The sequence below is a fragment of the Luteimonas sp. A534 genome (assembly GCF_054072805.1).
Map to the genome: position 1 here is coordinate 83,165 of NZ_JBSVRR010000006.1, position 20,961 is coordinate 104,125.

General features: G+C 70.0%; 20 protein-coding genes and 1 riboswitch. Of the genes, 13 read left to right on the forward strand and 7 right to left on the reverse strand.

The window, feature by feature from the left end; all coding sequences use genetic code 11:
- Positions 1–97 precede the first annotated feature (97 nt).
- Together ACW5F0_RS13165 and ACW5F0_RS13170 are read right to left on the reverse strand one after the other, a co-directional pair.
- Positions 98–487, reverse strand: coding sequence for a DUF3037 domain-containing protein (locus ACW5F0_RS13165; protein ID WP_456963933.1), 390 nt, complete (start codon positions 485–487; stop codon positions 98–100).
- A complete protein-coding gene (locus tag ACW5F0_RS13170) occupies positions 474–1,241 on the reverse strand; it encodes a HipA family kinase (RefSeq protein WP_456963934.1) in 768 nt (255 codons plus the stop codon). The genes ACW5F0_RS13165 and ACW5F0_RS13170 overlap by 14 nt, the downstream gene beginning before the upstream one ends.
- Before the next feature lie 120 nt (positions 1,242–1,361).
- Between ACW5F0_RS13170 and ACW5F0_RS13175 the strand changes: the two genes are divergently transcribed.
- On the forward strand, positions 1,362–2,870 hold the full coding sequence (locus ACW5F0_RS13175; protein WP_456963935.1) for an amino acid permease: 1,509 nt from the start codon (positions 1,362–1,364) through the stop codon (positions 2,868–2,870).
- Positions 2,871–2,925: 55 nt separating this feature from the next.
- Here the strand turns inward: ACW5F0_RS13175 and ACW5F0_RS13180 are convergent, their stop codons facing one another.
- A complete protein-coding gene (locus tag ACW5F0_RS13180; protein ID WP_456963936.1) occupies positions 2,926–3,195 on the reverse strand; it encodes a hypothetical protein in 270 nt (89 codons plus the stop codon).
- A gap of 72 nt (positions 3,196–3,267) precedes the next feature.
- Between ACW5F0_RS13180 and ACW5F0_RS13185 the strand changes: the two genes are divergently transcribed.
- The 3 genes from ACW5F0_RS13185 to ACW5F0_RS13195 are packed head-to-tail and all read left to right on the forward strand — an operon-like array spanning position 3,268 to position 7,658.
- On the forward strand, positions 3,268–4,164 hold the full coding sequence (locus ACW5F0_RS13185; protein ID WP_456999906.1) for an ATP-grasp domain-containing protein: 897 nt from the start codon (positions 3,268–3,270) through the stop codon (positions 4,162–4,164).
- Between the two features lie 39 nt (positions 4,165–4,203).
- The gene (locus ACW5F0_RS13190; RefSeq protein WP_456999907.1) at positions 4,204–6,708 is read left to right on the forward strand and encodes a DEAD/DEAH box helicase; all 2,505 of its coding nucleotides are present in this window, start codon (positions 4,204–4,206) and stop codon (positions 6,706–6,708) included.
- Positions 6,705–7,658 carry a ribonuclease H-like domain-containing protein gene (locus ACW5F0_RS13195; protein ID WP_456963939.1) on the forward strand — a complete coding sequence of 318 codons (954 nt, stop codon included), beginning with the start codon at positions 6,705–6,707 and terminating at the stop codon, positions 7,656–7,658. Before ACW5F0_RS13190 ends, ACW5F0_RS13195 begins: the two co-directional genes overlap by 4 nt.
- Before the next feature lie 13 nt (positions 7,659–7,671).
- On the opposite strand, the gene ACW5F0_RS13200 is transcribed toward ACW5F0_RS13195, so the two are convergent.
- Positions 7,672–7,944 (reverse strand): hypothetical protein, encoded by a 273-nt coding sequence (locus tag ACW5F0_RS13200; RefSeq protein ID WP_456963940.1) that lies wholly within the window; start codon positions 7,942–7,944, stop codon positions 7,672–7,674.
- Positions 7,945–8,109: 165 nt separating this feature from the next.
- On the opposite strand from ACW5F0_RS13200, the gene ACW5F0_RS13205 reads away from it, so the two are divergent.
- The 6 genes from ACW5F0_RS13205 to ACW5F0_RS13230 all read left to right on the forward strand — a co-directional run bounded on the left by ACW5F0_RS13205 (position 8,110) and on the right by ACW5F0_RS13230 (position 16,270).
- Positions 8,110–8,598: a pyridoxamine 5'-phosphate oxidase family protein gene (locus tag ACW5F0_RS13205; RefSeq protein ID WP_456999908.1), complete on the forward strand. Its 489-nt coding sequence runs from the start codon at positions 8,110–8,112 to the stop codon at positions 8,596–8,598.
- Positions 8,599–8,610: 12 nt separating this feature from the next.
- Positions 8,611–9,606: a ligase-associated DNA damage response exonuclease gene (locus ACW5F0_RS13210; RefSeq protein ID WP_456999909.1), complete on the forward strand. Its 996-nt coding sequence runs from the start codon at positions 8,611–8,613 to the stop codon at positions 9,604–9,606.
- Positions 9,606–11,243: an ATP-dependent DNA ligase gene (locus ACW5F0_RS13215; RefSeq protein ID WP_456963943.1), complete on the forward strand. Its 1,638-nt coding sequence runs from the start codon at positions 9,606–9,608 to the stop codon at positions 11,241–11,243. The genes ACW5F0_RS13210 and ACW5F0_RS13215 overlap by 1 nt, the downstream gene beginning before the upstream one ends.
- The gene (locus tag ACW5F0_RS13220) at positions 11,240–13,720 is read left to right on the forward strand and encodes a ligase-associated DNA damage response DEXH box helicase (RefSeq protein WP_456999910.1); all 2,481 of its coding nucleotides are present in this window, start codon (positions 11,240–11,242) and stop codon (positions 13,718–13,720) included. The genes ACW5F0_RS13215 and ACW5F0_RS13220 overlap by 4 nt, the downstream gene beginning before the upstream one ends.
- A complete protein-coding gene (pdeM, locus tag ACW5F0_RS13225; protein WP_456999911.1) occupies positions 13,704–14,372 on the forward strand; it encodes a ligase-associated DNA damage response endonuclease PdeM in 669 nt (222 codons plus the stop codon). The genes ACW5F0_RS13220 and pdeM overlap by 17 nt, the downstream gene beginning before the upstream one ends.
- Positions 14,373–14,482: 110 nt before the next feature.
- On the forward strand, positions 14,483–16,270 hold the full coding sequence (locus ACW5F0_RS13230; RefSeq protein WP_456999912.1) for a DUF885 domain-containing protein: 1,788 nt from the start codon (positions 14,483–14,485) through the stop codon (positions 16,268–16,270).
- A 41-nt stretch (positions 16,271–16,311) separates the two neighbouring features.
- On the opposite strand, the gene ACW5F0_RS13235 is transcribed toward ACW5F0_RS13230, so the two are convergent.
- Complete coding sequence (locus ACW5F0_RS13235) at positions 16,312–16,773, reverse strand: BON domain-containing protein (protein WP_456963947.1); 462 nt, start codon at positions 16,771–16,773, stop codon at positions 16,312–16,314.
- 97 nt (positions 16,774–16,870) lie between these two features.
- A complete protein-coding gene (locus ACW5F0_RS13240; protein WP_456963948.1) occupies positions 16,871–17,647 on the reverse strand; it encodes a hypothetical protein in 777 nt (258 codons plus the stop codon).
- Positions 17,648–17,791: 144 nt separating this feature from the next.
- On the opposite strand from ACW5F0_RS13240, the gene ACW5F0_RS13245 reads away from it, so the two are divergent.
- The 3 genes from ACW5F0_RS13245 (at position 17,792) to ACW5F0_RS13255 (ending at position 18,751) form a co-directional block, all read left to right on the forward strand.
- The gene (locus ACW5F0_RS13245; RefSeq protein ID WP_456963949.1) at positions 17,792–18,112 is read left to right on the forward strand and encodes an MliC family protein; all 321 of its coding nucleotides are present in this window, start codon (positions 17,792–17,794) and stop codon (positions 18,110–18,112) included.
- Between the two features lie 6 nt (positions 18,113–18,118).
- The gene (locus ACW5F0_RS13250; RefSeq protein WP_456963950.1) at positions 18,119–18,514 is read left to right on the forward strand and encodes a DUF6165 family protein; all 396 of its coding nucleotides are present in this window, start codon (positions 18,119–18,121) and stop codon (positions 18,512–18,514) included.
- Positions 18,515–18,595: 81 nt separating this feature from the next.
- A complete protein-coding gene (locus ACW5F0_RS13255; RefSeq protein WP_456963951.1) occupies positions 18,596–18,751 on the forward strand; it encodes a hypothetical protein in 156 nt (51 codons plus the stop codon).
- Here ACW5F0_RS13255 and ACW5F0_RS13260 read toward each other — a convergent pair.
- Positions 18,730–20,553: a diguanylate cyclase domain-containing protein gene (locus ACW5F0_RS13260; RefSeq protein WP_456999913.1), complete on the reverse strand. Its 1,824-nt coding sequence runs from the start codon at positions 20,551–20,553 to the stop codon at positions 18,730–18,732. The genes ACW5F0_RS13255 and ACW5F0_RS13260 overlap by 22 nt on opposite strands.
- Positions 20,554–20,682: 129 nt before the next feature.
- Positions 20,683–20,916, forward strand: a riboswitch (cobalamin riboswitch).
- Positions 20,917–20,961 lie beyond the last annotated feature (45 nt).

A 20,961-nucleotide genomic window follows, 5' to 3' on the forward strand; every position in this document is an offset into this window, starting at 1 on the left:
CCCCGCCGCCGCAGCAGCCCGCACGTCGCCTATATCCACGGCAGCTATCGCTTGCGGCCGCGCCGCGACTCCCACATCGGCCAGCCGATGTTCCGCATCAGCTGACCCGCACCATCCTGTCCATCAGGTGCTCGACGATGGCGTCCATGTCGCCGCAACGGCCCATGTGCACCTGCGAGGTCTGGATGACGGCACTCCGTTTTGCGGTCAGCCAATGAAAGCGTGCGCGCTGAGGGAGCAGGCCGATCGGACCGCCCCCGGGGCCGCCTTCGCAGATGCGCCGGATGGCGTCGAGGTGCGGCCGCAGGGTGGGCAGGTCGATCCGCGGATCCAGTGACCGCAGGCGCACCTCGTCCAGTTCGATGACCGCCTTGAGGTAGCCCGTCTTCTCGCAGGAAGCGATCACGCCGACGTTGATGAACTCGCCGCGCTCCACGCGTGGCACCACCCGGATCACGGCGTAGTCGTAGCTGTCATGCGCGCGCACGGATGGCCTCCTGCACGAAGGCGCGGGGCAGCACGAGACGCTGCTGCAGGTAACTTGCGTAGGCGTCGCGCTGCTGCTGCGGGCTGCCGAAGGCGTCGCCGCCCTGGAGCCATGCATCGGGAACCAGCGCCACGATCTCCGCCAGCCGCTCTGGCGGCAGCAGCGCGCTGAGGCGCGCGTCCGCCTGCCCCAGTTCGCTGGCCCAGGAAAGCAGCACGTGCTCGCGGATGAGCGGGAAGGGCTTCCCGGCGCCCGAGGTGTCGCCGTCCCAGCCGTGGTGGAAGTACAGCGACGCGCCGTGGTCGATCAGGGTCAGCTGCCCGTGCCAGACCAGCAGGTTGGGGTTGCGAACGGTGCGATCGACGTTGCTGGTGAACGCATCGAACCAGACGATCGCCGAAGCGAGCCCGGCCGAGGGCTGTTCCGCCACCGGATCGAAGTTGACCGCGCCCGGAAGATAATCGAGCGCGATGTTGAGGCCCGCGCTCGCCTTGATCAGCTCCTGGATCTCCGGGTCGCCTTCGGTGCGGGCCAGCTCGGCATCGAGCTCCATGAACACCAGTTCGGGAAACGGAAGCCCGAGCGCCCGCGCGATACCGCCGGAGACCAGCTCCGCCACCAGCGCACGCGGGCCTTGGCCGGCGCCGCGGAACTTCAGCACGTACATGCCGTCGTCGTCGGCTTCGACGATCGCCGGCATCGAGCCGCCTTCGCGCAGCGGCGTGACATAGCGGGTGGCGGAGACGGTTCGCATCGGACAAGCATAGCGCCGGCGGTCGCGAGGGCGCTGTGTCCGGCCCTTTCGGCATTGTCTGGCGCTTGCCGGGCGGCGTAGTCTGCGGATCAACCCGACCGCAACACGAGCCGCGTCCGAATGAGCGAAGCAACGCCCCGGCCCCGCCCCTCGCGAAGCCTCTTCCGCACCAAGTCCATCGAGCAGACCATCGCCGACAGCCGCGAGCCCGGCCGCGAGCTCAAGCGCACGCTCACCGCTTGGGACCTGATGATCCTGGGCGTTGCGGTGGCGGTTGGCGCGGGCATTTTTTCGGTCGGCGCGCGCGCGGCGGGCAGCTTCGCGGGGCCGGCGGTCACGGTGTCGTTCATGCTCGCGGCGCTGGCCTGCGCGCTGGCGATCATGTGCTACGCGGAGTTCGCGTCCAGCATCCCGGTCGCCGGCAGTGCCTACACCTATACGTATGCCACGCTGGGCGAGTTCCTGGCCTGGATCATCGGCTGGGACCTGATCCTGGAACTGCTCACCGCGGGCGCGGTGATCGCCAAGTACTGGGGCATCTACCTGGCGATGGTGTTCGAGCTGATGGATGTCCACATACCCACCACCATCGCCGTGCTGGGCATCGCCGTGGACTGGGGCCCGCTGTTCATCGTGAGCGTGTTCACGGGCCTGCTGATCCTGGGCACCAAGCTGTCGGCGCGGGTCAACAACGTGTTCACCGTGATCAAGGTCGGCGTGGTGGTGTTCGTGATCGTGGTGGGCTTCACCTATCTCGATCCGGCCAACTTCACGCCCTTCGTCCCGCCCTCCGAACCCGCCACGGGTGGCGACGCGGATGTCTGGTCGCAGTCGCTGTTCGCCTGGGCGACGGGTGCGGAGCCGGCGAAGTACGGGCTGGCCGGCGTGCTGTCGGGCGCGGCGCTGGTGTTCTTCGCCTTCATCGGCTTCGACGTGGTCGCGACCTCGGCCGAGGAGGTCAAGGATCCGCAGCGCACGCTGCCGCTGGGCATCTTCGGCGGCCTGGCACTGGTGACGGTGCTTTACATCGGCGTCGCGCTGGCCCTGACCGGCATGGTGCCGTACACGCTGCTGGCCGAGGCGGAGAACCCGTCGCTGGCGACGGCCTTCGTGGCCGTCGGCGCGGGCTGGGCGGCGCAGGTGATCTCGATCGGCATCCTGCTGGGCCTGACCACGGTGATCATGGTGCTGCTGATGGGGCTGTCGCGCGTGCTGCTCGCGATGAGCCGCGACGGCCTGCTGCCGCGCTGGCTCAGCGTCACGTCGAAGACCCGCAAGACGCCGGTGCGCCTGCAGCTGATCACCGGCGCCGCGGTGGCGCTGCTGGCCGGCTTCACCCAGGTCGAGATCCTGGAAGAGATGATCAACATCGGCACGCTGTCGGCCTTCGTGCTGGTGAGCATCGCGGTGGTGGTGCTGCGCAGGAAGCGGCCGGACCTGCCGCGCGCCTACCGCGTGCCGTTTTCTCCGGTGCTGCCGATCGTGTCCGCCGTGCTGTGCTTCTACCTGATGCTCAACCTGACCACGCTGACCTGGGTGCGCTTCGCGGTGTGGCTGGTGATCGGCGCGGCCATCTACTTCGCCTACGGGCGCAGGCACGCGCGCGTGGGCCTGGCGATGCCGGACTAGGGACCGTGGCCCGCGCACCGGGGCCGTGGTCCGTTCGCCGGCGCGGCGGGGTGCTTCAGCGTCGTTCGCGTGCTTCGTCGTCGCCGAGCGTGTCGCTGCGCTTGTCGTCGGCGAAGGAGCGGCCGTCTGCGTCGACATCGCCAAGCTGGTCGTCAAGCGCCACGTCCAGGAGATCGGCGCCGGTGTCGACGCCGATATTGTCGATCGCCGAGACCGCGCGCGGATCCTTCAGCTTCGGCCCGCGGGTTTCGGGCAGGTCGGCGCCGTCGTCGAGGCTGGATTCCTCGGCCGGTGCGTCGGGGATGGTGGGGTTGGACTTGGCCATTGGGGGCTCCAGAGCGTGGAGGGCCCAGTGTTGGCCACGCGGCGTCATGACAGTGGCAACGGAGGAACCGGTATGAACCAGATCGCGATCCTGACCCCGGATCCCGCCGACGACAGCTACCACGGGCTCTGGCAGACCGTGCTGGCCCGGCTGCAGGATGCGCTCGCGGCGCGGGGCATTCCGGTGGTGGCTACCCCTTGGACCGCGCACGTGGGCGACGCCGACGGCCTGCGTGGCCATGCGCAGGTCCTGCCCCTGCTGGTGTGGGGCTATCACCGCGACCAGGTCCGCTGGCTGCGCGCGTGCGAGACCTGGCGTCAGGCGGGGGTGCCGATGTCCAACCCGGCCGACGTGCTGGCATGGAACTCCGACAAGCGCTACCTGCTGGAACTGTCGGCGCGCGGCGTGCCGGTGCCACCCACGGTGCTGACGCGCCAGCTGACGCCGGAGCAGCTGGAAGAGGTGTTCGCGGATACCGGCGCCGGGGAGCTGATCGTCAAGCCATCGGTGTCGGGCGGTGCCTGGAACACGCGCCGCGTGCGTCGCGGCGAGCCCTTCGCCAATGCGCTGCCCGACGAACCGCGAGCGGATGGCGAAGTCATGGACATGCTGATCCAGCCCTACCTCCCGACCATTGCCACCGAGGGCGAAACTTCGCTGCTGTTCTTCGGCGGTACGTTGAGCCATGCGGTGAACAAGCGGCCACCGGAGGGTGAGTTCCGCGTCCAGGAGCAGTTCGGAGGCTTGTACACCCCGCTGCCGTCGCCGCCAGCCGGCGCGCTGGCCCTCGCCGAGCGCACCCTGGCCGCCATCGGGAAGCCGCTGTTGTATGCCCGTATCGACACCGTGCGCGATGCGGCAGGCCACTGGCTGCTGATGGAAGCCGAGCTGATCGAACCGGATTTCTACCTTGGCGCGGATCCGCGGCGTGGTGCGGGATTCGCCGAAGCACTGCGACGCCTGCTGTAGTCCCTCCACAAGCGAGGAGCGGCGGGCGAGTCGCAGGAGATGAGACCGCTCCGGCCCAGCCTGCGGGTCCCACGCGCCGGAGCCCGCAGTCCTTTGAACGCCATCCTGAAGCCCACCCACGACCTCGCAACTACCGCGGGCGGCACCACGCTGGCCGCGAAGCTGGAGGCCAAGTACCCGGGCCGCGTCACCGGCAGCCTGATGCTGCCGGGGCAGGGGGGCGAGTACGCGCCGTTCCCCGACGACCTGCCGGAACCCTTGGCACGGGCGCTGCGCGCGCGCGGGATCGAGCGGCTGTACAGCCACCAGGCCCGCGCCTGGGCCGCCACGCAGGCCGGCCGCCACCTGGTGGTCGCCACGCCCACGGCTTCTGGCAAGTCGCTCTGCTACACGTTGCCCGTCGTCGCCAGCGCGCTGCGCGAGCGCGGCAAGGCGCTGTACCTGTTCCCGACCAAGGCGCTGGCGCAGGACCAGGTGTCCGAACTGCTGGAGCTCAACGCCGCCGGCGACCTCGGCCTGCGTGCTGCCACCTTCGACGGCGATACCCCGGGTGATGCGCGACGCGCGATCCGGGTCAGCGGCGACATCGTGGTCAGCAATCCCGACATGCTCCACCAGGGCATCCTGCCGCACCACACCAAGTGGGCGCAGTTCTTCGAGAACCTGCGCTACGTGGTGATCGATGAAGTGCACACCTACCGCGGCGTGTTCGGCAGCCATGTCGCCAATGTCATCCGCCGGCTGAAGCGGGTGTGCGCGTTCTACGGCACGTCGCCGACCTTCATCCTGTGCTCGGCGACCATCGGCAATGCCGGCGAGCACGGGCGCGCGCTGATCGAAGCCGCGCTCGACGAGGTCGAAGTCATCGAGCACAGCGGCGCGCCGCGCGGCGACAAGCACGTGCTGCTGTGGAACCCGCCGGTCATCAACCCGGACCTCGGCATCCGCGCGTCGGCACGCTCGCAGTCCAACCGCATCGCGCGGCTGGCGATCCGCGCCGGGCTGAAAACGCTGGTGTTCTGCCAGTCGCGGTCGATGGTCGAGGTGCTGACCAAGTACCTGAAGGAGGTCTTCGACCACGATCCGCGCAAGCCGCGACGCATCCGTGGCTACCGCGGCGGCTACCTGCCGACCGAACGCCGCGCGGTGGAGCAGGACATGCGCGCCGGGCGCATCGACGGCATCGTCAGCACCTCGGCGCTGGAACTGGGCGTCGATATCGGCAGCCTCGACGTGGTGGTGCTGAACGGTTATCCCGGCAGCATCTCCGCCACCTGGCAGCGCTTCGGTCGTGCCGGGCGCCGACAGCAGCCGTCGCTGGGCGTGCTGGTGGCGAGCTCCGAAGCGCTGGACCAGTACGTGGTGCGGCATCCGGAGTTCTTCGCCGCGGCCAGCCCCGAGCAGGCGCGCATCGAACCCGACCAGCCGCTGATCCTGCTTGATCACATCCGCTGCGCTGCATTCGAACTGCCGTTCCGCAACGGCGACGGTTTCGGCCCCGTGGATCCGGGTCCGTGGCTGGAGGTGCTGGCCGAAAGCGGCGTGCTGCACCACGAAGGCGAGCGCTGGGAATGGATCGCCGACAGCTATCCCGCGCAGGCGGTGAACCTGCGCTCGGTGGCCGATGGCAACTTCGTGGTGGTCGACCGTACCGACGGCCGCCAGAAGATCATCGCCGAGGTCGACTACTCCGCCGCGGCGCTGACGCTGTACGAGGGCGCGATCCACATGGTGCAGTCCGAGCCCTTCCAGGTGGAGCGGCTGGACTGGGAGGGCCGCAAGGCCTACGTGCAGCGCACCCACGTCGACTACTACACCGACGCCATCGACTACACCAAGCTCAAGGTGCTCGACGATGCCGAGCAGGCGTCAGCGGGGCAGGGCTCCGCGCACCTGGGCGAAGTGCACGTGGTGCGCCGCGTGTCGGGCTACAAGAAGATCCGCTTCCATACCCACGAGAACATCGGCTACGGCCCGGTGACGCTGCCGGACCAGGAGCTGCACACCAGCGCCGTGTGGTGGCAGCTGCCGCAGCGCGTGCTCGAGGATGCGTTCGCGATGCGCCACGAGGCGCTCGACGGCTTCCTCGGTGCCGCGCACGCGCTGCACCTGGTGGCGCAGGTGGCGGTGATGGCGGAGTCGCGCGACCTGCTGAAGGCCGTGGGCAGTGGCGATGGGGCGTGGTTCGCGAGCCGCGATGCACGTGGGCGGGGTCAGCTGCGCGGCCCGGAAGGCGCGCCCTTCAGCGATGGCGACGGCGTGCCTGTGCCGGGTGGCGACGGGGCGATGCTGCTGCCGGCGGCTGGAAGCTTCACTCCGACGCTGTACCTCTACGACAACTATCCCGGCGGCGTCGGCCTGTCGTCGCCGCTCTACGAACGCCGCATCGAACTGCTGGCGCAGGCGCGCGCGGTGGTGGCGGACTGCGACTGCCACGGCGGCTGTCCCGCCTGCGTCGGGCCGATCCTGGCCGTGGACGAGGATGCGGCGCAGACGCCGCGGCAGCTGGCGCTGCGCGTGCTGGACCTGCTGGTGGCCGGATGAGCGCGCTGGCGAAAAGACTCGCCGGACTGCGCAGACAGGCGGGTTCGACGCCGGCGGCGGCCCCGGCGGCCCCCCCGTCCACAAGCGTTGTTTCGGGCGTTGGGCCGGATCCGGCCCGCGCGCTGCGCGACACGGGGGCCCCGTATCGCGCCGACGCCATCGCCGCGAAGGCGTCGCGCGAAGCCACGATCGCCCAGCTCCGCAGCCTGTTGAAGATCCGCACCGCGGCACCCCCGCCGGCACCGCGCAGTCTCGACCGCGCACTCCCCGGCGAAGAAGTCGCCCCCGGACTGCGTTACCACGAGCAATGGACGCCGTGGCCTGCAGGCGAGGACACCCTGCCACTCCACGGCATAGGCCAGGACGACATCCCGCGCGCGCACCTGCTCGCCTTCGACACTGAAACCACCGGCCTCGCCGGAGGCACCGGCACGCGCGCTTTCATGATCGGCGCCGCCGACTGGCGCGACGGCGGCCTTCGCATCCGCCAGCTGTGCATCACGAAGCTGGCGGCGGAGGAGGCGATGCTCGCGACCTTCGCCGCCTGGATCGACCCGGAGACGGTGCTGGTCAGCTACAACGGCAAGAGCTACGACCGCCCGCTGCTGTCCACGCGCTACCGCCTCGCACGGCAGCCGGATCCGCTGCCCGAGCTGCGCCATGTCGACTTGCTGCATCCGGTGCGGCGTCGCTATCGGGGCGTCTGGGCCAATTGCCGCCTGGCCACCGTCGAACGCGAGCTGCTGGGCGTTCTGCGCGAGGACGACCTGCCCGGGTCGGAGGCCCCCGGCGCATGGCTGGGATACCTGCGCGGCGGCAGCGCTTCCAAGCTGCGCCGCGTCGGCCTGCACAACGCACAGGACCTGCGCAGCCTGTGCGGGCTGCTGGAGGCCATGCAGGACGTGGCCGAAGGCGATTCGACGGTTTGCCCGCTGCCCGTGATCGCTTGAGCAGCCGGCCGGGTCAGTCCGCGCTGGCGGCTTGCCGGCGGCGCAGCAGGAGTCCTGCTTCCCCGACGATTGCCGTCAGCAGGATCAGCGCGTTGGTGACGATGAACACCCAGTTGTCGAGCAGCCAGCTGTAGACCACGAAGCCCGTCGACGCCGCGATCTGCCCCACGAACAGCCAGCGTGAGACGCCCTTGGCGTCCTTGTCCTTCCATTGCGTGACGATCTGGCGGCTGAGGGTGGCGAGCAGGATGGCCGAGGCGGCCCAGCCGATGAGGTCCGGATTCATGGATGGGTCTGCCTTCTGAGGTCGCTGGTGGCAGCGATCATCCGGCAGTGACGGTCCGCGGCAGGTGAACCGGCCGGGCGCGACTGCCGGCGTGCGCGCGACGCCAACGTGGCTGTCACCGGGCGGGTGCTTGAATCCAGACCTCCCCCCAATCCGGAGTCCACGATGACCGACCCACGCGATCTTGAAGAGAAGTTCTGGAAGGCGCTGGAAAGCGACCGCACGGTCATGCTCGGCCTGGACGGCATGGAAGACGGACATGCACGCCCCATGACCGCGCAGGCGGAAGACCGCCGCTCTCCGATCTGGTTCTTCACCTCCGTCGACAACGCCTTGGTGCGCACCCTCGCCGAGGGCGGCAGCGGGCGCGCGATTGCCGGCTTCGCCTCCAAGGGCCACGACCTGTTCGCGAGCATCCGCGGCACGCTGCGCGTTGACACCGACCGCGCGGTGGTCGAACGACTGTGGAACCCCTTCGTCGGCGCCTGGTACGAAGGCAAGGACGATCCGAAGCTCCGCCTGCTGCGCCTGGATGCCGAAGATGCCGAAGTGTGGATCGACGCCTCAAGCATGCTTGCCGGCGTGAAGATGCTGCTCGGCATCGATCCGAAGAAGGACTACACCGACAAGGTTGACGCCGTCGACCTGCGCTGAGTACGCCCCGGCATGCCGCGCGGCGACCTGGTGGTGTCCACGCCGGACGGGCTGTACTGCCCGCCCGGCGATTTCCATATCGATCCCTCGCGCCCCGTACCGCGCGCGGTGATCACCCATGGCCATGGCGACCATGCGCGCACCGGCATGGGCTGCTACCACGTGGCCGAGGAAGGATTGCCGATCCTGCGCTGGCGCCTGGGCGACCAGGACTACCACGTGCATGCACTGGGCGAGCGCGTGCGCATCGGCGGCGCGCTGGTGTCCTTCCATCCGGCGGGCCACGTGCTGGGTTCGACACAGGTGCGGATCGAAGCCGGCGGCGAGGTCTGGGTCGCATCCGGTGACTACAAGCGCGACCACGATCCGACCTGCCTGCCGTTCGAGGTCGTGCCCTGCGACGTCTTCATCACCGAGGCGACCTTCGCGCTGCCGATCTACCGCTGGCAACCGGTCTCGGAGGTCGCGCGCGACATCGTCGCCTGGCGCGAGGAGTGCGAGGCCAACGGCGAGGCGGCGATCCTGTATTGCTACGCGCTGGGCAAGGCGCAGCGGGTGCTGGCCGAACTTGCGGCGCATACCGACCGGCCGGCGTATCTGCACGGCGCGATCGACGCCGGCGTGCAGGTGTATCGCGAGGTCGGCGTACCGATGCTGGATACCCGCCGCGTCGCCGACGAGGCGCGCGGAACCGCCTTCGCGGGCGAACTGGTCATCGCACCGCCGTCGGCCGCGGGCAGTCCGTGGATCCGCCGCTTCCGGCGCGCCCAGCAGGGCTTTGCCTCGGGCTGGATGCGCATCCGCGGCAACCGGCGCCGGCGCAACCTCGACCGTGGCTTCGTGGTCTCCGACCACGCCGACTGGCCTGCGCTGCTGCGTACCGCGCACGAGACCGGGGCGCGGCGCGTGATCGCCACCCACGGCGACACCGATGCGCTGGTGCGGGTGCTCAACGACCGAGGCATCGACACCGGCGTATTCGCCACCGGCTATGGCGAGGACGACTGATGCGCCGCTTCGCCGCCCTGTATGAGCGGCTCGACCGCCTTGCTGGCACCCTCGACCGTCGCCGTGCGCTGGTCGACTACTTCCGGGATGCGCCGCCGCGCGATGCGGCCTGGGCGCTGTGGCTGCTGTCCGGCGGCAAGGTCGGTGGCGCGCGCGCGAAGATCGCCGGTACCGGTGAACTGCGGGCCTGGATCGGCGAGGAGAGCGGCACGCCGGACTGGCTGGTCGAGGCCTGCCATCACCAAGTGGGTGACCTGGCGGAGACGCTGGCGCTGCTGCTGGACGATCCGCCCCGGGCTGCATGTGATGCAGGTGAGGTAGACCAGGCGGCGGTGGCGGAATATGGCTTGGCCGACTGGATCGAGCTTCGCCTCGCCCCTGTCGCCAATGGCGACCCGGAGGACCGGCGCGCGGTGGTCGTGGCCGCGTGGCGCAGCCTGTGCTTCCGCGAGCGCCTGGTATTCAACAAGCTGCTGACCGGCGCGCTGCGCGTGGGCGTGTCGCAGGGGCTGGTGCAGCAGGCGTTGGCCGAAATGTCCGGCGTCGACATTGCGCTCATCGCCCAGCGCATGCTCGGGCGCTGGACGCCGACCGCGGCCTTCCTCGAAGGCCTGCTGTCACCGGACGCGCAGCCGGGCGACGCCGAGCTGCCGTATCCCTTCTTCCTCGCATCGCCGCTGGAAGCAGATCCGGAAACGCTGGGCCCGGTGGGCGACTGGGTGCTCGAGTGGAAGTGGGACGGCATCCGCCTGCAGCTCATCCGGCGGGCCGGTGGCATTGCGCTGTGGTCGCGCGGCGAGGAGCGCATGGATGGCCGCTTCCCGGAGATCGAGACCGCCGCCGCCGCGCTGCGCCGCGCCTGCGTGATCGACGGCGAGTTGCTCGCGTGGGAGCCCGGAGCCGACGAACCCATGCCCTTCAGCGCGCTGCAGACGCGCATCCAACGGCTGAAGCCCGGACCGAAGGCGCTGGCCACGGCGCCGGCACGCGTGGTCGCCTACGACCTGCTTGAACTGGAGGGGGAAGACCTGCGTGCGTGGCCGCTTGAAGCGCGCCGCACGCGCCTTGCCGAGCTGCTTGTGGACGCCGATCCCGATCGGCTCGTGCTGTCCTCGCGCGTGCAGGCCGGCGACTGGGCGCAGGCCGCCGCGCTTCGCGAACAATCGCGTGAACGCGGCGTCGAAGGCCTGATGCTCAAGCGCGCGGACTCGCCCTACCGCCACGGGCGCAAGCGAGGCGATTGGTGGAAGTGGAAGGTCGACCCGCTGAGCATCGATGCGGTGCTGATGTACGCCCAGGGCGGCCACGGCCGGCGCAGCACCCTGTTCACCGACTACACCTTCGGGCTCTGGGACGGCGACGCGCTGGTGCCGGTGGCCAAGGCGTATTCCGGTCTGGACGACGCCGAGATCCTGCGCCTGGACCGCTGGATCCGCGCGCACACGCTCGAACGGTTCGGACCGGTGCGATCAGTGGAAGCAGTGCACGTGTTCGAACTCGGCTTCGAGGGCGTGAACCGGTCTGCGCGGCACAAATCCGGCATCGCGGTGCGCTTCCCCCGCATCCTGCGCTGGCGCGAGGACAAGCTCGCGCGCGAGGCGGACAGCCTCGATGCACTGAAGGCGCTGGCGCGATGAGCGTTCGGGCGCGGAGCCGCCTTGATGCCCCGCTCAGCGCCTGGTTCGCGGCGCAGGGCTGGCGACCGGCCACGTTCCAGCGCGAGGCCTGGCGCCGCTACCTTGCGGGCGAGTCCGGGCTGCTGGTCACGCCGACGGGCAGCGGCAAGACCCTCGCCGCGCTCGGTGGGCCACTGCTGGAAGCGTTGAGCCTGGGCGACGCACCCGCATCCACGCGTCGGGGTGCCTTCGCCACGCCGCGGCTACGCGTGCTGTGGATCACGCCGCTGCGCGCACTCGCGGTCGATACCGTGCGCGCCGCGCGCGGGCCGATCGAAGCGCTCGGCGTGCCGTGGACGGTCGCCATGCGCACCGGCGATGCCGGCGCGCGAGACCGGCGCCTGGCGCGCAAGGGCCTGGCCGACCTGCTGGTCACGACCCCGGAGTCATTCGCGCTGTCGCTGTCGTATCCGGATGCCGGTGCGTTGTTCGCCGGCGTGCGCGCCGTGGTGGTCGACGAGTGGCATGAGCTGCTGGGCAACAAGCGCGGCGTGCTGCTGCAGCTGTGCCTGGCGCGGCTGCGCACGCTGGCGCCCGGCGCGCGCACCTGGGGACTGTCGGCGACGCTGGGCAACCTCGACGAGGCGCGAGACGTCCTGCTGCCGCACGTCCCGGACGCGCCGATCCTCGCGGCGCCACGGCCACGGAAGATGACGCTGGAGACGCTGATCCCGGGTGAGGGCGAACGTTTCCCCTGGGCCGGGCACCTCGGCCTGTCGCAGCTCGAACGTGTTGCTGCCGTGCTGCAGCGCGCACGCAGCAGCCTGCTGTTCACCAACACGCGTTCGCAGGCCGAACTCTGGCACCGCGCGCTGCAGTCGGTCTGGCTGGATGATCCGTCCACGCTGGCCCTTCACCACGGTTCACTGGATGCATCGCTGCGCGCCATCGCCGAAGCCGGCCTGCGCGACGGCAGCGTGCGCTGCGTGGTCGCGACCTCCAGCCTCGACCTGGGCGTGGACTTCCCCGCAGTCGACCAGGTGCTGCAGGTCGGCAGCCCGAAGGGCATGGCGCGGCTGCTGCAGCGCGGCGGGCGGGCGCGTCACCGCCCGGGGGAGGCCGGCCATGTGGTGTGCGTACCGACCCACGCGTTCGAACTGGCCGAATACGCTGCGGCGCGTGCTGCCATCGCAGCCGGCCGCATCGAAGCGCGTCCACCGCCGCGGCTGTCGCTGGACGTACTGGCCCAGCATTGCGTCACCCTGGCCCTTGGTGGTGGCTTCGACGCCGACGCGCTGCTCGGAGAGGTGCGCGGCACCCATGCCTTCGCCGCGCTTTCGGACGAGGCCTGGACGGCCGTACTCGACTTCATCGTGCGCGGCGGCAGCGCGCTCGAGCACTACCCCGATTTCCGCCGCGTGGTGCGCGACGAGGACGGCATTCATCGCGTGCACGACCGCCGCGTCGCCTTCCGTCACCGCCTCTCCATCGGCACCATTACCAGCGACGGCAGCGTGCAGGTGCGCTATCTCAAGGGCGGAGGCCTCGGCGCGGTGGAGGAGGCCTTCGTGTCGCGGCTGCGCCTGCGCGATCGCTTCCAGTTTGCAGGGCGCACGCTGGAGCTCGTGCAGCTGCGCGACATGACCGCCTACGTACGCGTCGCCAAGCGCAACGACGGCATGGTGCCGCGCTGGCAGGGCGGGCGCATGCCGCTGTCGAGCGAGCTCGCATCGGAAGTGGAGGCGATCCTGTCGCAGCCCGCCGACAGTCCGGAGATGCGCGCGCTGGCGCCGCTGCTTGCACTGCAGTCGCGCTTGTCCGCATTGCCTGCGCCGGGCACGCTGCTGGCCGAAGCCGTGAAGACGCGACAAGGCTGGCACCTGTGCCTGTTTCCGTTCGCCGGGCGCGCGGTGCACGAAGGCCTGGCACCGCTGCTGGCCCTGCGCTGGGCGCGCGAGGCGCCGAACACCTTCGCCTGGGCGATGAACGATTACGGGCTGGTGCTGACAGCCCAGGCCGAAGCCGTTCCGGACGAAGTGCTGCTCACACGCATGCTGTCCGTCGAGGGCCTGATGGACGACCTGCGCGCCAGCCTCAACCTGGCCGAGCTCGCGCGGCGGCAGTTCCGCGAGATCGCGCGCGTCGCCGGCCTGCTGGCGCCGTCGCTGCCGGGGCGTGCGATCAAGTCACTGCGCCAGCTACAGGCTTCGAGCAGCCTCCTGTTCGACGTGCTCACCCGCCATGATCCGGAACACGTGTTGCTGGCGCAGGCCGAGCGCGAAGTGCTGGAGGCGCAGCTGGAAGTGCGGCGCCTGCGCGAGGCGCTGGAGCGCTGCGGTGCGCGCACGCTGCTCCTGCATCGCCCGCGCGGACTGACACCGCTGGCCTTCCCGCTGTGGGCGGAGTCGATGCGCGGCCAGCTGAGCACCGAGGACTGGCGTACGCGCGTGACGCGCGCCGCCCTGCAGCTGGAGCAGCGCCATGCCCGGCGCGATTGACCTGCTGCTGGCCGGTGAGCCGATGCGGCTGCTCGCCGATCGTACGCTGTACTGGCCCGCGCGCGGGCGCCTGCTGATCGCCGACCTGCACCTGGGCAAGGGCGACATCATGCGCGCGGCCGGAATCCCGGTGCCCAGCGGCGGCACCGGGCACGACCTTGCCCGCCTGGACGCGCTGCTGCACGCCACCGGGGCGCGCGAACTGTGGGTGCTGGGCGACTTCCTGCACGGCCGCCGGCACGCGCGCGCCGAAACGGCATGGCGGGCGCTGCTCGCCGCGTATCCGGACTGCGTGGCGAGCGTGGTGGCCGGCAACCACGACCGCGCCCTGGTGGCGGATGCCGCCGGCGTCGTGCACCTGCCCGACGACGTCCGCGACGGCCCGTTCCGCTTCCGCCATTTCCCGCTCCAAGCGCCTGATCCCCCCCGCGGGTACGTGCTTTGCGGCCATGTGCATCCGGTCGTGCGCTTGCCGGGGCTGCCCGGCAGGCACCCCGCACTGGCGCTGGATGCGCACCAGGCGATCCTGCCCGCGTTCTCGGCCTTCACCGGGGGATGGCTGCTTCCGGACGACCAGGCCTGGATCGCGTGCGCCGGCGGTGAGCTGGTGGGTCATGGCGACACGGCGTGGCGCATGGCCACCGCGTCCTGATCCATCCACTGTGTCGGACCCCGGCCGGGCGCACAGGCATACTTCAAGGCTGCCAATGTGCGAAGCGCCTTCGGCCCGCGCAGTCATCCATCACCTCGGAGAGCCCCCGCATGTCCCCAACAGGCCGCTTCCGCCTGCGTTTTTCCACGATCTGCTTCCTGGCGCTGGCGTGCGCGACCACAGGTGTCGCGCTGGCGCAGGCCGGCGCCACGCCGCAGGCCGCCGTGCCCGCCAATGACGCAGCCACGCGTCTGCACGCGCTGTTCGAAGCCGACAGCACATGGCGCCAGCAGGAATACGGCTATACCGAAGTCGATGGCCGCTGGCGGCAGTCGGCGCGCCTGCCATCGAACACGCCCGAAGCCTGGGAGCGCCGCGCGGCGCACTGGTCCGCGACCCTGGCAAAGCTGGACGCAATCCCTGTCGACGCGCTTGCGCGCGAGGACCAGGTCAACCTGGCGGTGTTCCGCACCGCGATGCAGGCCGACCACGAGAACGCCACGCGCCGCACCTGGGAGGCGCCGTTCAACAGCGACACCTTCTTCTGGACCGGCTTCGCGCCGCGCCAGCCCTACCAGAGCGAGCAGGAATGGCGCGATTACATCGGCCGCCTGGGCGAGCTGCCGCGTGTCTTCGGTGAGCACATCGCCAACATGGAGCGCGGCCTGGCGCGCGGCTGGAGCGTCCCGCGCGCGTCGCTCGACAACCGCGACAACACCATCGTGCCGTACACGCTGGATGACGCGGCCAACCCGCTGCTCGCCGCCTTCGACACGATCCCGGCGACGCTGCCCGAAGCGGTGCGCGCGCAGCTGCGCGCGGACGGGCGCAAGGTGGTGCTGGAGCAGGCCGTGCCGGCCTATCGGCGGCTGCTGTCCTATATGCGCGAGGACTACCTGCCGGGCACCCGCACTTCGATTTCGGCCGCCGACCTGCCCGACGGCGCGGCGTTCTATCGCGGCCAGATCCGCGAGTACGTGACCCGTGACATGGATCCGCGCGAGATCCACGAACTCGGCCTGGCGGAAGTCGCCCGCATCTCCGCGGAGATGCGCGAGGTAATGGCGCGTGCCGGTTTCGAAGGCTCATTTGAAGAGTTCCTGGCCTACCTGCGCAGCGACCCGAAGTTCTATGCGAAGACGCCGCGCGAACTGCTGGCCACCGCCGCGTACGTCGCCAAGAAGGTCGACGGCCAGCTCAAGCACGTGCTCGGCACGCTGCCGCGCTACCGCTTCACCATCCTGCCGGTGGCCGACGACATTGCGCCCAACTACACCGCGGGCCGCGGCGGACTGGATGCCTGCTGGTTCAACACCTGGGACCTGCCGTCACGACCGCTGTACAACCTGCCGGCGCTGACCCTGCACGAATGCTCGCCCGGCCACAGCCTGCAGGCCGCGCTGGCGCTCGAAGCGCCGGAGCGCCCGGACTTCCGCCAGCGCACCTACTTCTCCGGCTACGGCGAGGGCTGGGCGCTGTACACCGAATGGCTGGGCACACTGATGGGCATCTACGAGACGCCCTACGAGGACTTCGGCCGCCTGAGCTTCGAGATGTGGCGCGCCGCGCGCCTGGTGATCGACACCGGTATCCACGAGTACGGCTGGAGCCGCGAGCAGGCGATCGAATACCTCGCCAGCCACGCCGCGCTCTCGCGCCCGGACATCGTCAACGAGGTCGACCGTTACATCTCGTGGCCGGGCCAGGCCCTGTCGTACTACATCGGCTACAAGACCATCCGCGACCTGCGCGTGGAGGCCGAGCAGGCACTGGGTTCGGACTTCGACCAGAAGGCCTTCCACGACACGATCCTGCGCCTGGGATCGGTGCCGCTGCCGGTGCTGGAAGAAGAGGTGCGCCGCTTCATCGCGGAGCGCAAGGCCGCCGCCGCCACGTGATGGCAGCGACCCCCGCACCTCGGCTCCGTTTCCTGCGAGGTTCAGGGCGCCGCGTCGAACGGCGGCGCGCCGGGAACAACGCCCGATGGCGGAATCCCCACGCGCAGCGCGTTCTCCACGTCGCGCACGCCCTTGCACCCGTCGGCGAGGTCTTCGGCCAGGCGCTTCATCATGCGGTGCGGCACAGAGCCCGCGAGTCGCACCACGCCTTCCGTCACCTCCACGCTGATGTCGCCGGCGTCGAGCGCATCGTTCTCGGCCAGCACATCGCAGACATCGTCATGGATCCGCGTGTCGTCGCGGCGGTAGCCGCGGGGACCGACGCCGCGATAGCCGTGGACGGACACGTCGGAAGTGCCGGCCGCGCGGCCAAGGTTGAACTCTTCGCGCTTTTCGCCCAGCCAGTCGCGCGCGGCGCTGGCACAGCGACCGCCGAGCTTCATCGCATCACGCGCCACATCGCGGAACTCGCCGCTGGCGCTGCCGGTCGTGGATCGGGTCATCGTCTGGCCTCCGTGGGGTTGGCGGGCGTGTGTGCCGCCTGGAGCCAGTGTGGGGCGGGGCGTGTTCAAGCCGCGTCATGCCGGGATGACGCGTGGATCAATCCACCTCCATGGGATACACCGCGCGGATCGGGCATCCGGACTTCGCACCCAGGATCTGCATGCGGTCGGAGCCGGTCATGAGGAATTCCGTCGACCTGCCGTCCGCCAGCGCCAAAGGCTCCCCCAGGCCGCCGCCGATGGTTCCGGTTCCACGGGTGCCGGTGCGGATATCGTCGCCCGGGTTGCCGCAGATCAGGCCGATGCCCACGCCCGAACGGAAGGCGATCTGGACGGGTCCGGCAAGATGCGGACAGGAGCGCACCAGTTCCACGCGGTAGTAGCGGTTGCCACCGGAGCGGCGCGGGTTCACCTCCACCACGACGCCCTTCGGGTCCTCCGACCAGCCGCGCACATGCCTTGGGTTGAAGCAGTAGTTGGGGGACGCCGCGAAGCCGTGCCGGCGCTCACCCTTCACCACCACCGTCGCCAGCGTGGTGCTGCCGTCCGCGCTGGTCTGGCTGGCGCGCGCGTGCTGTGCGTACTCGGCCGAGGTGATCGGGGCGACGGCGGCGACCGGGCACAGCTGCGAGTCCACCGACACGTATTCGTTGCCGGTGCCGCACATCCAGCCGTTGGCGGCCAACATGCGGGTGTTGCTGGCGGCGGTGACCTCGGGGCACTCGGCGCCCAGTTCCACGCGGAAGCGCCTGCCATCCGACTGCACCATGGCCAGCGTGCGCGCGTCGGACTGGAACACCTCGCTGACCTCGCGTGCGTCCAGGCACTGCGGTGCCGGGGGCGTGCGGGACTCCGCGGCCGCATGCCCAGGCATGGCCAGGCCAAGGGCGGTCGCAGCGAAAAGAGTGCGCACTACAGTGGAAAACATGTTGTCACCAGGGTGGCGGTGGGGCCTGCCGGAGTTTACGGTATCGATATGTCCGTCCGGCGCCAGCGTGCGCCAAAGCTGGAGAACTCGATGAAAGTGCCCTTGATGGCAATGCTCGCAGCCTGCGCGGCTTGCGCCTGCAGCTCACCGCCCGCCGCGGTGGACCCGTCTCCGCCGGATATGCGTGAGGTCGCCTTCAGCTGCGACAACGGGGAGTCCCTGTCCGTGCGCTTCCATGCCGCGCAGGAGCGCGCGGTCCTGCTGCGCAATGGCGACGCGATCGAACTCGCGCAGCAGCCGAGCGCTTCGGGTTTCGTCTACAGCAACGGCCCCAACACCATCCGCGGCAAGGGCGACGACCTCACGGTGGAAATCGGCCGTATGGTTCCCATCCAGTGCAAGGCCGGGTGAGTGAACATGCAGCAGACCATTTCCGTTCCCGTGTCGGTCGGCGAGCTGGCCGACAAGATCTCGATCCTGCACATCAAGCACGAGCGCATCGCCGATGCCGACAAGCGCGCGCACGTCGCGGTCGAACTCGAGGGCCTGCGCCCGATCTGGCAGGCGCTGGTGGACGCCAAACCGGAGCTCGACGGGTTCTACGACCGCCTGAAGGCGGTCAATGAACTGATGTGGGACGTGCAGGACGGCCTGCGCGCGAGGGAAGCCGCCAAGGACTTCGACGACGGATTCATCCAGCTCGCGCGCGCGGTGGCCATGCGCAACGGCGAGCGGATCGCGATCAAGAACGACATCAATCGCCTGGCGGGCTCCGAATTCATCGAGGAGAAGCAGTACCAGGGAGGTGCGTGATGCCGGACCTGATGACGGCCATCGCGATCCGGGGCGGCGCGGGTCCGGCGGACGCACTGCACGCGATAGGTCGGCAACCAGGTGGGCAGCGGAAGCGGACGCAAGGTCGCGACGGTGGCCGGTGCCGTGGCGGGCGGCGCCATCGGCCGCAACGTGGACTCGTTGAATCCCGGGACCGCCGGATGTCGCGGTGGTTCCCGGACCGGGACGTGGCGTCAGGATGCCTCGCCCACGTGATAGCCGTTGCGCCCCGCCTTCTTGGCCGCATACAGCGCCGCGTCCGCCGCTTCCATCAGCGTCGCGGCATCGGTGGGCCGCTGCGCGTAGGCGATGCCGATACTGGTGGTCACGATCAGCGGCGTGCCGCCAGCTTCGATGGTCGCGGCGGTGGATTCCAGCACCTTGCGCGCGATCGCCTCGGCCGCTCCGGCTTGCGCATCCTCGACCAGGATCGTGAACTCGTCGCCGCCCAGGCGCGCGACCAGGTCGGTCTCACGCACGCTGTCGCACAGGCGCCCGGCAAAGGCCTGCAGCACGGCGTCGCCGGCGGCATGGCCATGGCCGTCGTTGATGGCCTTGAAGTGGTCGATGTCCAGGCACAGCAGCGCGATCGGGGTGTCGTGGCGGTGCAGCCGCTTCAGCGCCAGCGCTAGGCGCTCGTCGAACTGGCGGCGGTTGGCCAGCTCGGTCAGGGTGTCGACGCGCGTCAGCCGCTCCAGCTCGCGCCGGCTCTCCTCGAGCGCCTGCTCGGCGGCCACGCGGCGGCTGATGTTGCGCGCGGTCAGCATGAGATCGTCCGCATCGCTGCCGTCGTCGGCGGGAATGCAGCGCGACACCGCTTCCACCCAGACGTAGTGGCCGTCCTTGTGCCGCACGCGGTAGATGTCGGTGCGCGGGTTGCCCGTGGCGAGCACGTCGGCCATCGCCTGCTGCTGGGTCGCGCGGTCGTCCGGGTGCACGCTGTCCCACCGCGAACCGAGCATCTCGTCCGGCGTCCATCCCAGCATCTCCAGCGCAGAGGGAGAGACATACAGCCGTTCACCGTCCCCCCGGATGCGGGAAATAACGTCATGCGAATGGTCGGCGAGCATGCGGTAGCGGCGCTCACTGTCGCCCAGGCGCATGGCAAGGCGCTTGCGTTCGGCCATGGCCAGGCAGACAGGGATGGTCATCACGCAGCCGCCAGCCAGGTAGAGCTGCAGGAGCGCGATCCTGCCGCCGTCCCCCAGGTCATGCTGCAGCCACAGCGGACCGTATCCCAGCGTGGTGGCGATGGCGGCGATCAGGGCCAACGCGATCACGCCCAGCGCCACGCCCGCGAACTGGTGGCGCATCGCGGCGAGCAGCAGGGCGGGATAGGTCAGGAACATCACCGGGTAGGCGCTGATGAACACCCCGATGCCCACCGCCACCAGCAAGGTCATGCTGGCCGCGAGCGACCAGCCCCGGCCGCGCGCAATGAACAGGCCCAGCCCTTCGCGCTGCACGACGAGGGTGGTGGTGGCCAGGATCACCATGCCCACGACGTGGGCGGCATACCAGCCTGCAAAGGACCGCACGAATGCCTGGCCGTGCATGGCGTATGCCACGCCCGCGGCCAGCAGTCCGGACAAGGCACAGGCCAGCAGCGTGGCTCCGGTCGCGATGCCGCCCAGGCGCACCCAGTCCCGCGGCTGGCGGATGTCCGGGACGCGGCTGCGCACGAATCCGGCCACCACCAGCACTTCCACGATGTTGCATGCCGCGATCGCGAACGCGTAGACGGGGGTATCGCCGGCGAGCATCCGGGCCGGCAGTTCGCACGCGAACGCGATCGCGATGTAGCCCGGCCACGTCGCGCTGCGCCTGGACAGCAGCCAGCCGGTGAGGATGCCGTTGCCGACCCAGATCGCGGCGAGTTCGCCGGGGCCGCGCGCGAACGTCAGCGAGAGCCAGGCCGTGGTGGCGATCAGGAGGGCCAGGACGGACCGGTCGGCCCAATAGGTCCGGGGCAATCGAAAGCGGTCGAACATGACGGTCTCGAGGTGGGGAACCGGCACTTTAGCCCAGGCAGTGCAAAGGCGAATGACCGCTGCGGTGCGGTGGGCGTCCGGCATTCGCTTCCGCGGCAGCCGGAATCTCCCCGACGTCTTGTCACAACATTTTGCGTTGACGGTTCCTTGGCGCCACGATATGTTGTGGTCGTCGGTTCGCGCGCCGCAGGGCGCGGGATGAAAAGGGAAGCCGGTGCGGTGGGGCGGAGAAACATCCAGTCCCACTCATTCCGGCGCTGCCCCGCAGCGGTAGGTGGAAACGAGGTCGCACTCGCACTGGAACGGTGGTTCCGGGAAGCGGCGACCGAGGCGCGGAGCCCAGCTCCCGGATCCACGAGCCCGAAGACCTGCCGACAGCCGCGCGCAAGCACATCGCGCGGTGCCGGCTGCGGAATCTCCGGGGGGAGATGGCTG

What these genes read in the sequence shown, in the direction of transcription:
- ACW5F0_RS13205 (WP_456999908.1), top strand. Translation starts at nt 8,110, where the DNA reads ATGACCGACCCACGCGATCTTGAAGAGAAGTTCTGGAAGGCGCTGGAA.
- ACW5F0_RS13215 (WP_456963943.1), top strand. Translation starts at nt 9,606, where the DNA reads ATGCGCCGCTTCGCCGCCCTGTATGAGCGGCTCGACCGCCTTGCTGGC.
- ACW5F0_RS13180 (WP_456963936.1), bottom strand. Translation starts at nt 3,195, where the DNA reads ATGGCCAAGTCCAACCCCACCATCCCCGACGCACCGGCCGAGGAATCC.
- ACW5F0_RS13220 (WP_456999910.1), top strand. Translation starts at nt 11,240, where the DNA reads ATGAGCGTTCGGGCGCGGAGCCGCCTTGATGCCCCGCTCAGCGCCTGG.
- ACW5F0_RS13200 (WP_456963940.1), bottom strand. Translation starts at nt 7,944, where the DNA reads ATGAATCCGGACCTCATCGGCTGGGCCGCCTCGGCCATCCTGCTCGCC.
- ACW5F0_RS13245 (WP_456963949.1), top strand. Translation starts at nt 17,792, where the DNA reads ATGAAAGTGCCCTTGATGGCAATGCTCGCAGCCTGCGCGGCTTGCGCC.
- ACW5F0_RS13240 (WP_456963948.1), bottom strand. Translation starts at nt 17,647, where the DNA reads ATGCCTGGGCATGCGGCCGCGGAGTCCCGCACGCCCCCGGCACCGCAG.
- pdeM (WP_456999911.1), top strand. Translation starts at nt 13,704, where the DNA reads ATGCCCGGCGCGATTGACCTGCTGCTGGCCGGTGAGCCGATGCGGCTG.
- ACW5F0_RS13175 (WP_456963935.1), top strand. Translation starts at nt 1,362, where the DNA reads ATGAGCGAAGCAACGCCCCGGCCCCGCCCCTCGCGAAGCCTCTTCCGC.
- ACW5F0_RS13185 (WP_456999906.1), top strand. Translation starts at nt 3,268, where the DNA reads ATGAACCAGATCGCGATCCTGACCCCGGATCCCGCCGACGACAGCTAC.
- ACW5F0_RS13250 (WP_456963950.1), top strand. Translation starts at nt 18,119, where the DNA reads ATGCAGCAGACCATTTCCGTTCCCGTGTCGGTCGGCGAGCTGGCCGAC.
- ACW5F0_RS13195 (WP_456963939.1), top strand. Translation starts at nt 6,705, where the DNA reads ATGAGCGCGCTGGCGAAAAGACTCGCCGGACTGCGCAGACAGGCGGGT.
- ACW5F0_RS13170 (WP_456963934.1), bottom strand. Translation starts at nt 1,241, where the DNA reads ATGCGAACCGTCTCCGCCACCCGCTATGTCACGCCGCTGCGCGAAGGC.
- ACW5F0_RS13190 (WP_456999907.1), top strand. Translation starts at nt 4,204, where the DNA reads ATGAGACCGCTCCGGCCCAGCCTGCGGGTCCCACGCGCCGGAGCCCGC.
- ACW5F0_RS13235 (WP_456963947.1), bottom strand. Translation starts at nt 16,773, where the DNA reads ATGACCCGATCCACGACCGGCAGCGCCAGCGGCGAGTTCCGCGATGTG.
- ACW5F0_RS13230 (WP_456999912.1), top strand. Translation starts at nt 14,483, where the DNA reads ATGTCCCCAACAGGCCGCTTCCGCCTGCGTTTTTCCACGATCTGCTTC.
- ACW5F0_RS13210 (WP_456999909.1), top strand. Translation starts at nt 8,611, where the DNA reads ATGCCGCGCGGCGACCTGGTGGTGTCCACGCCGGACGGGCTGTACTGC.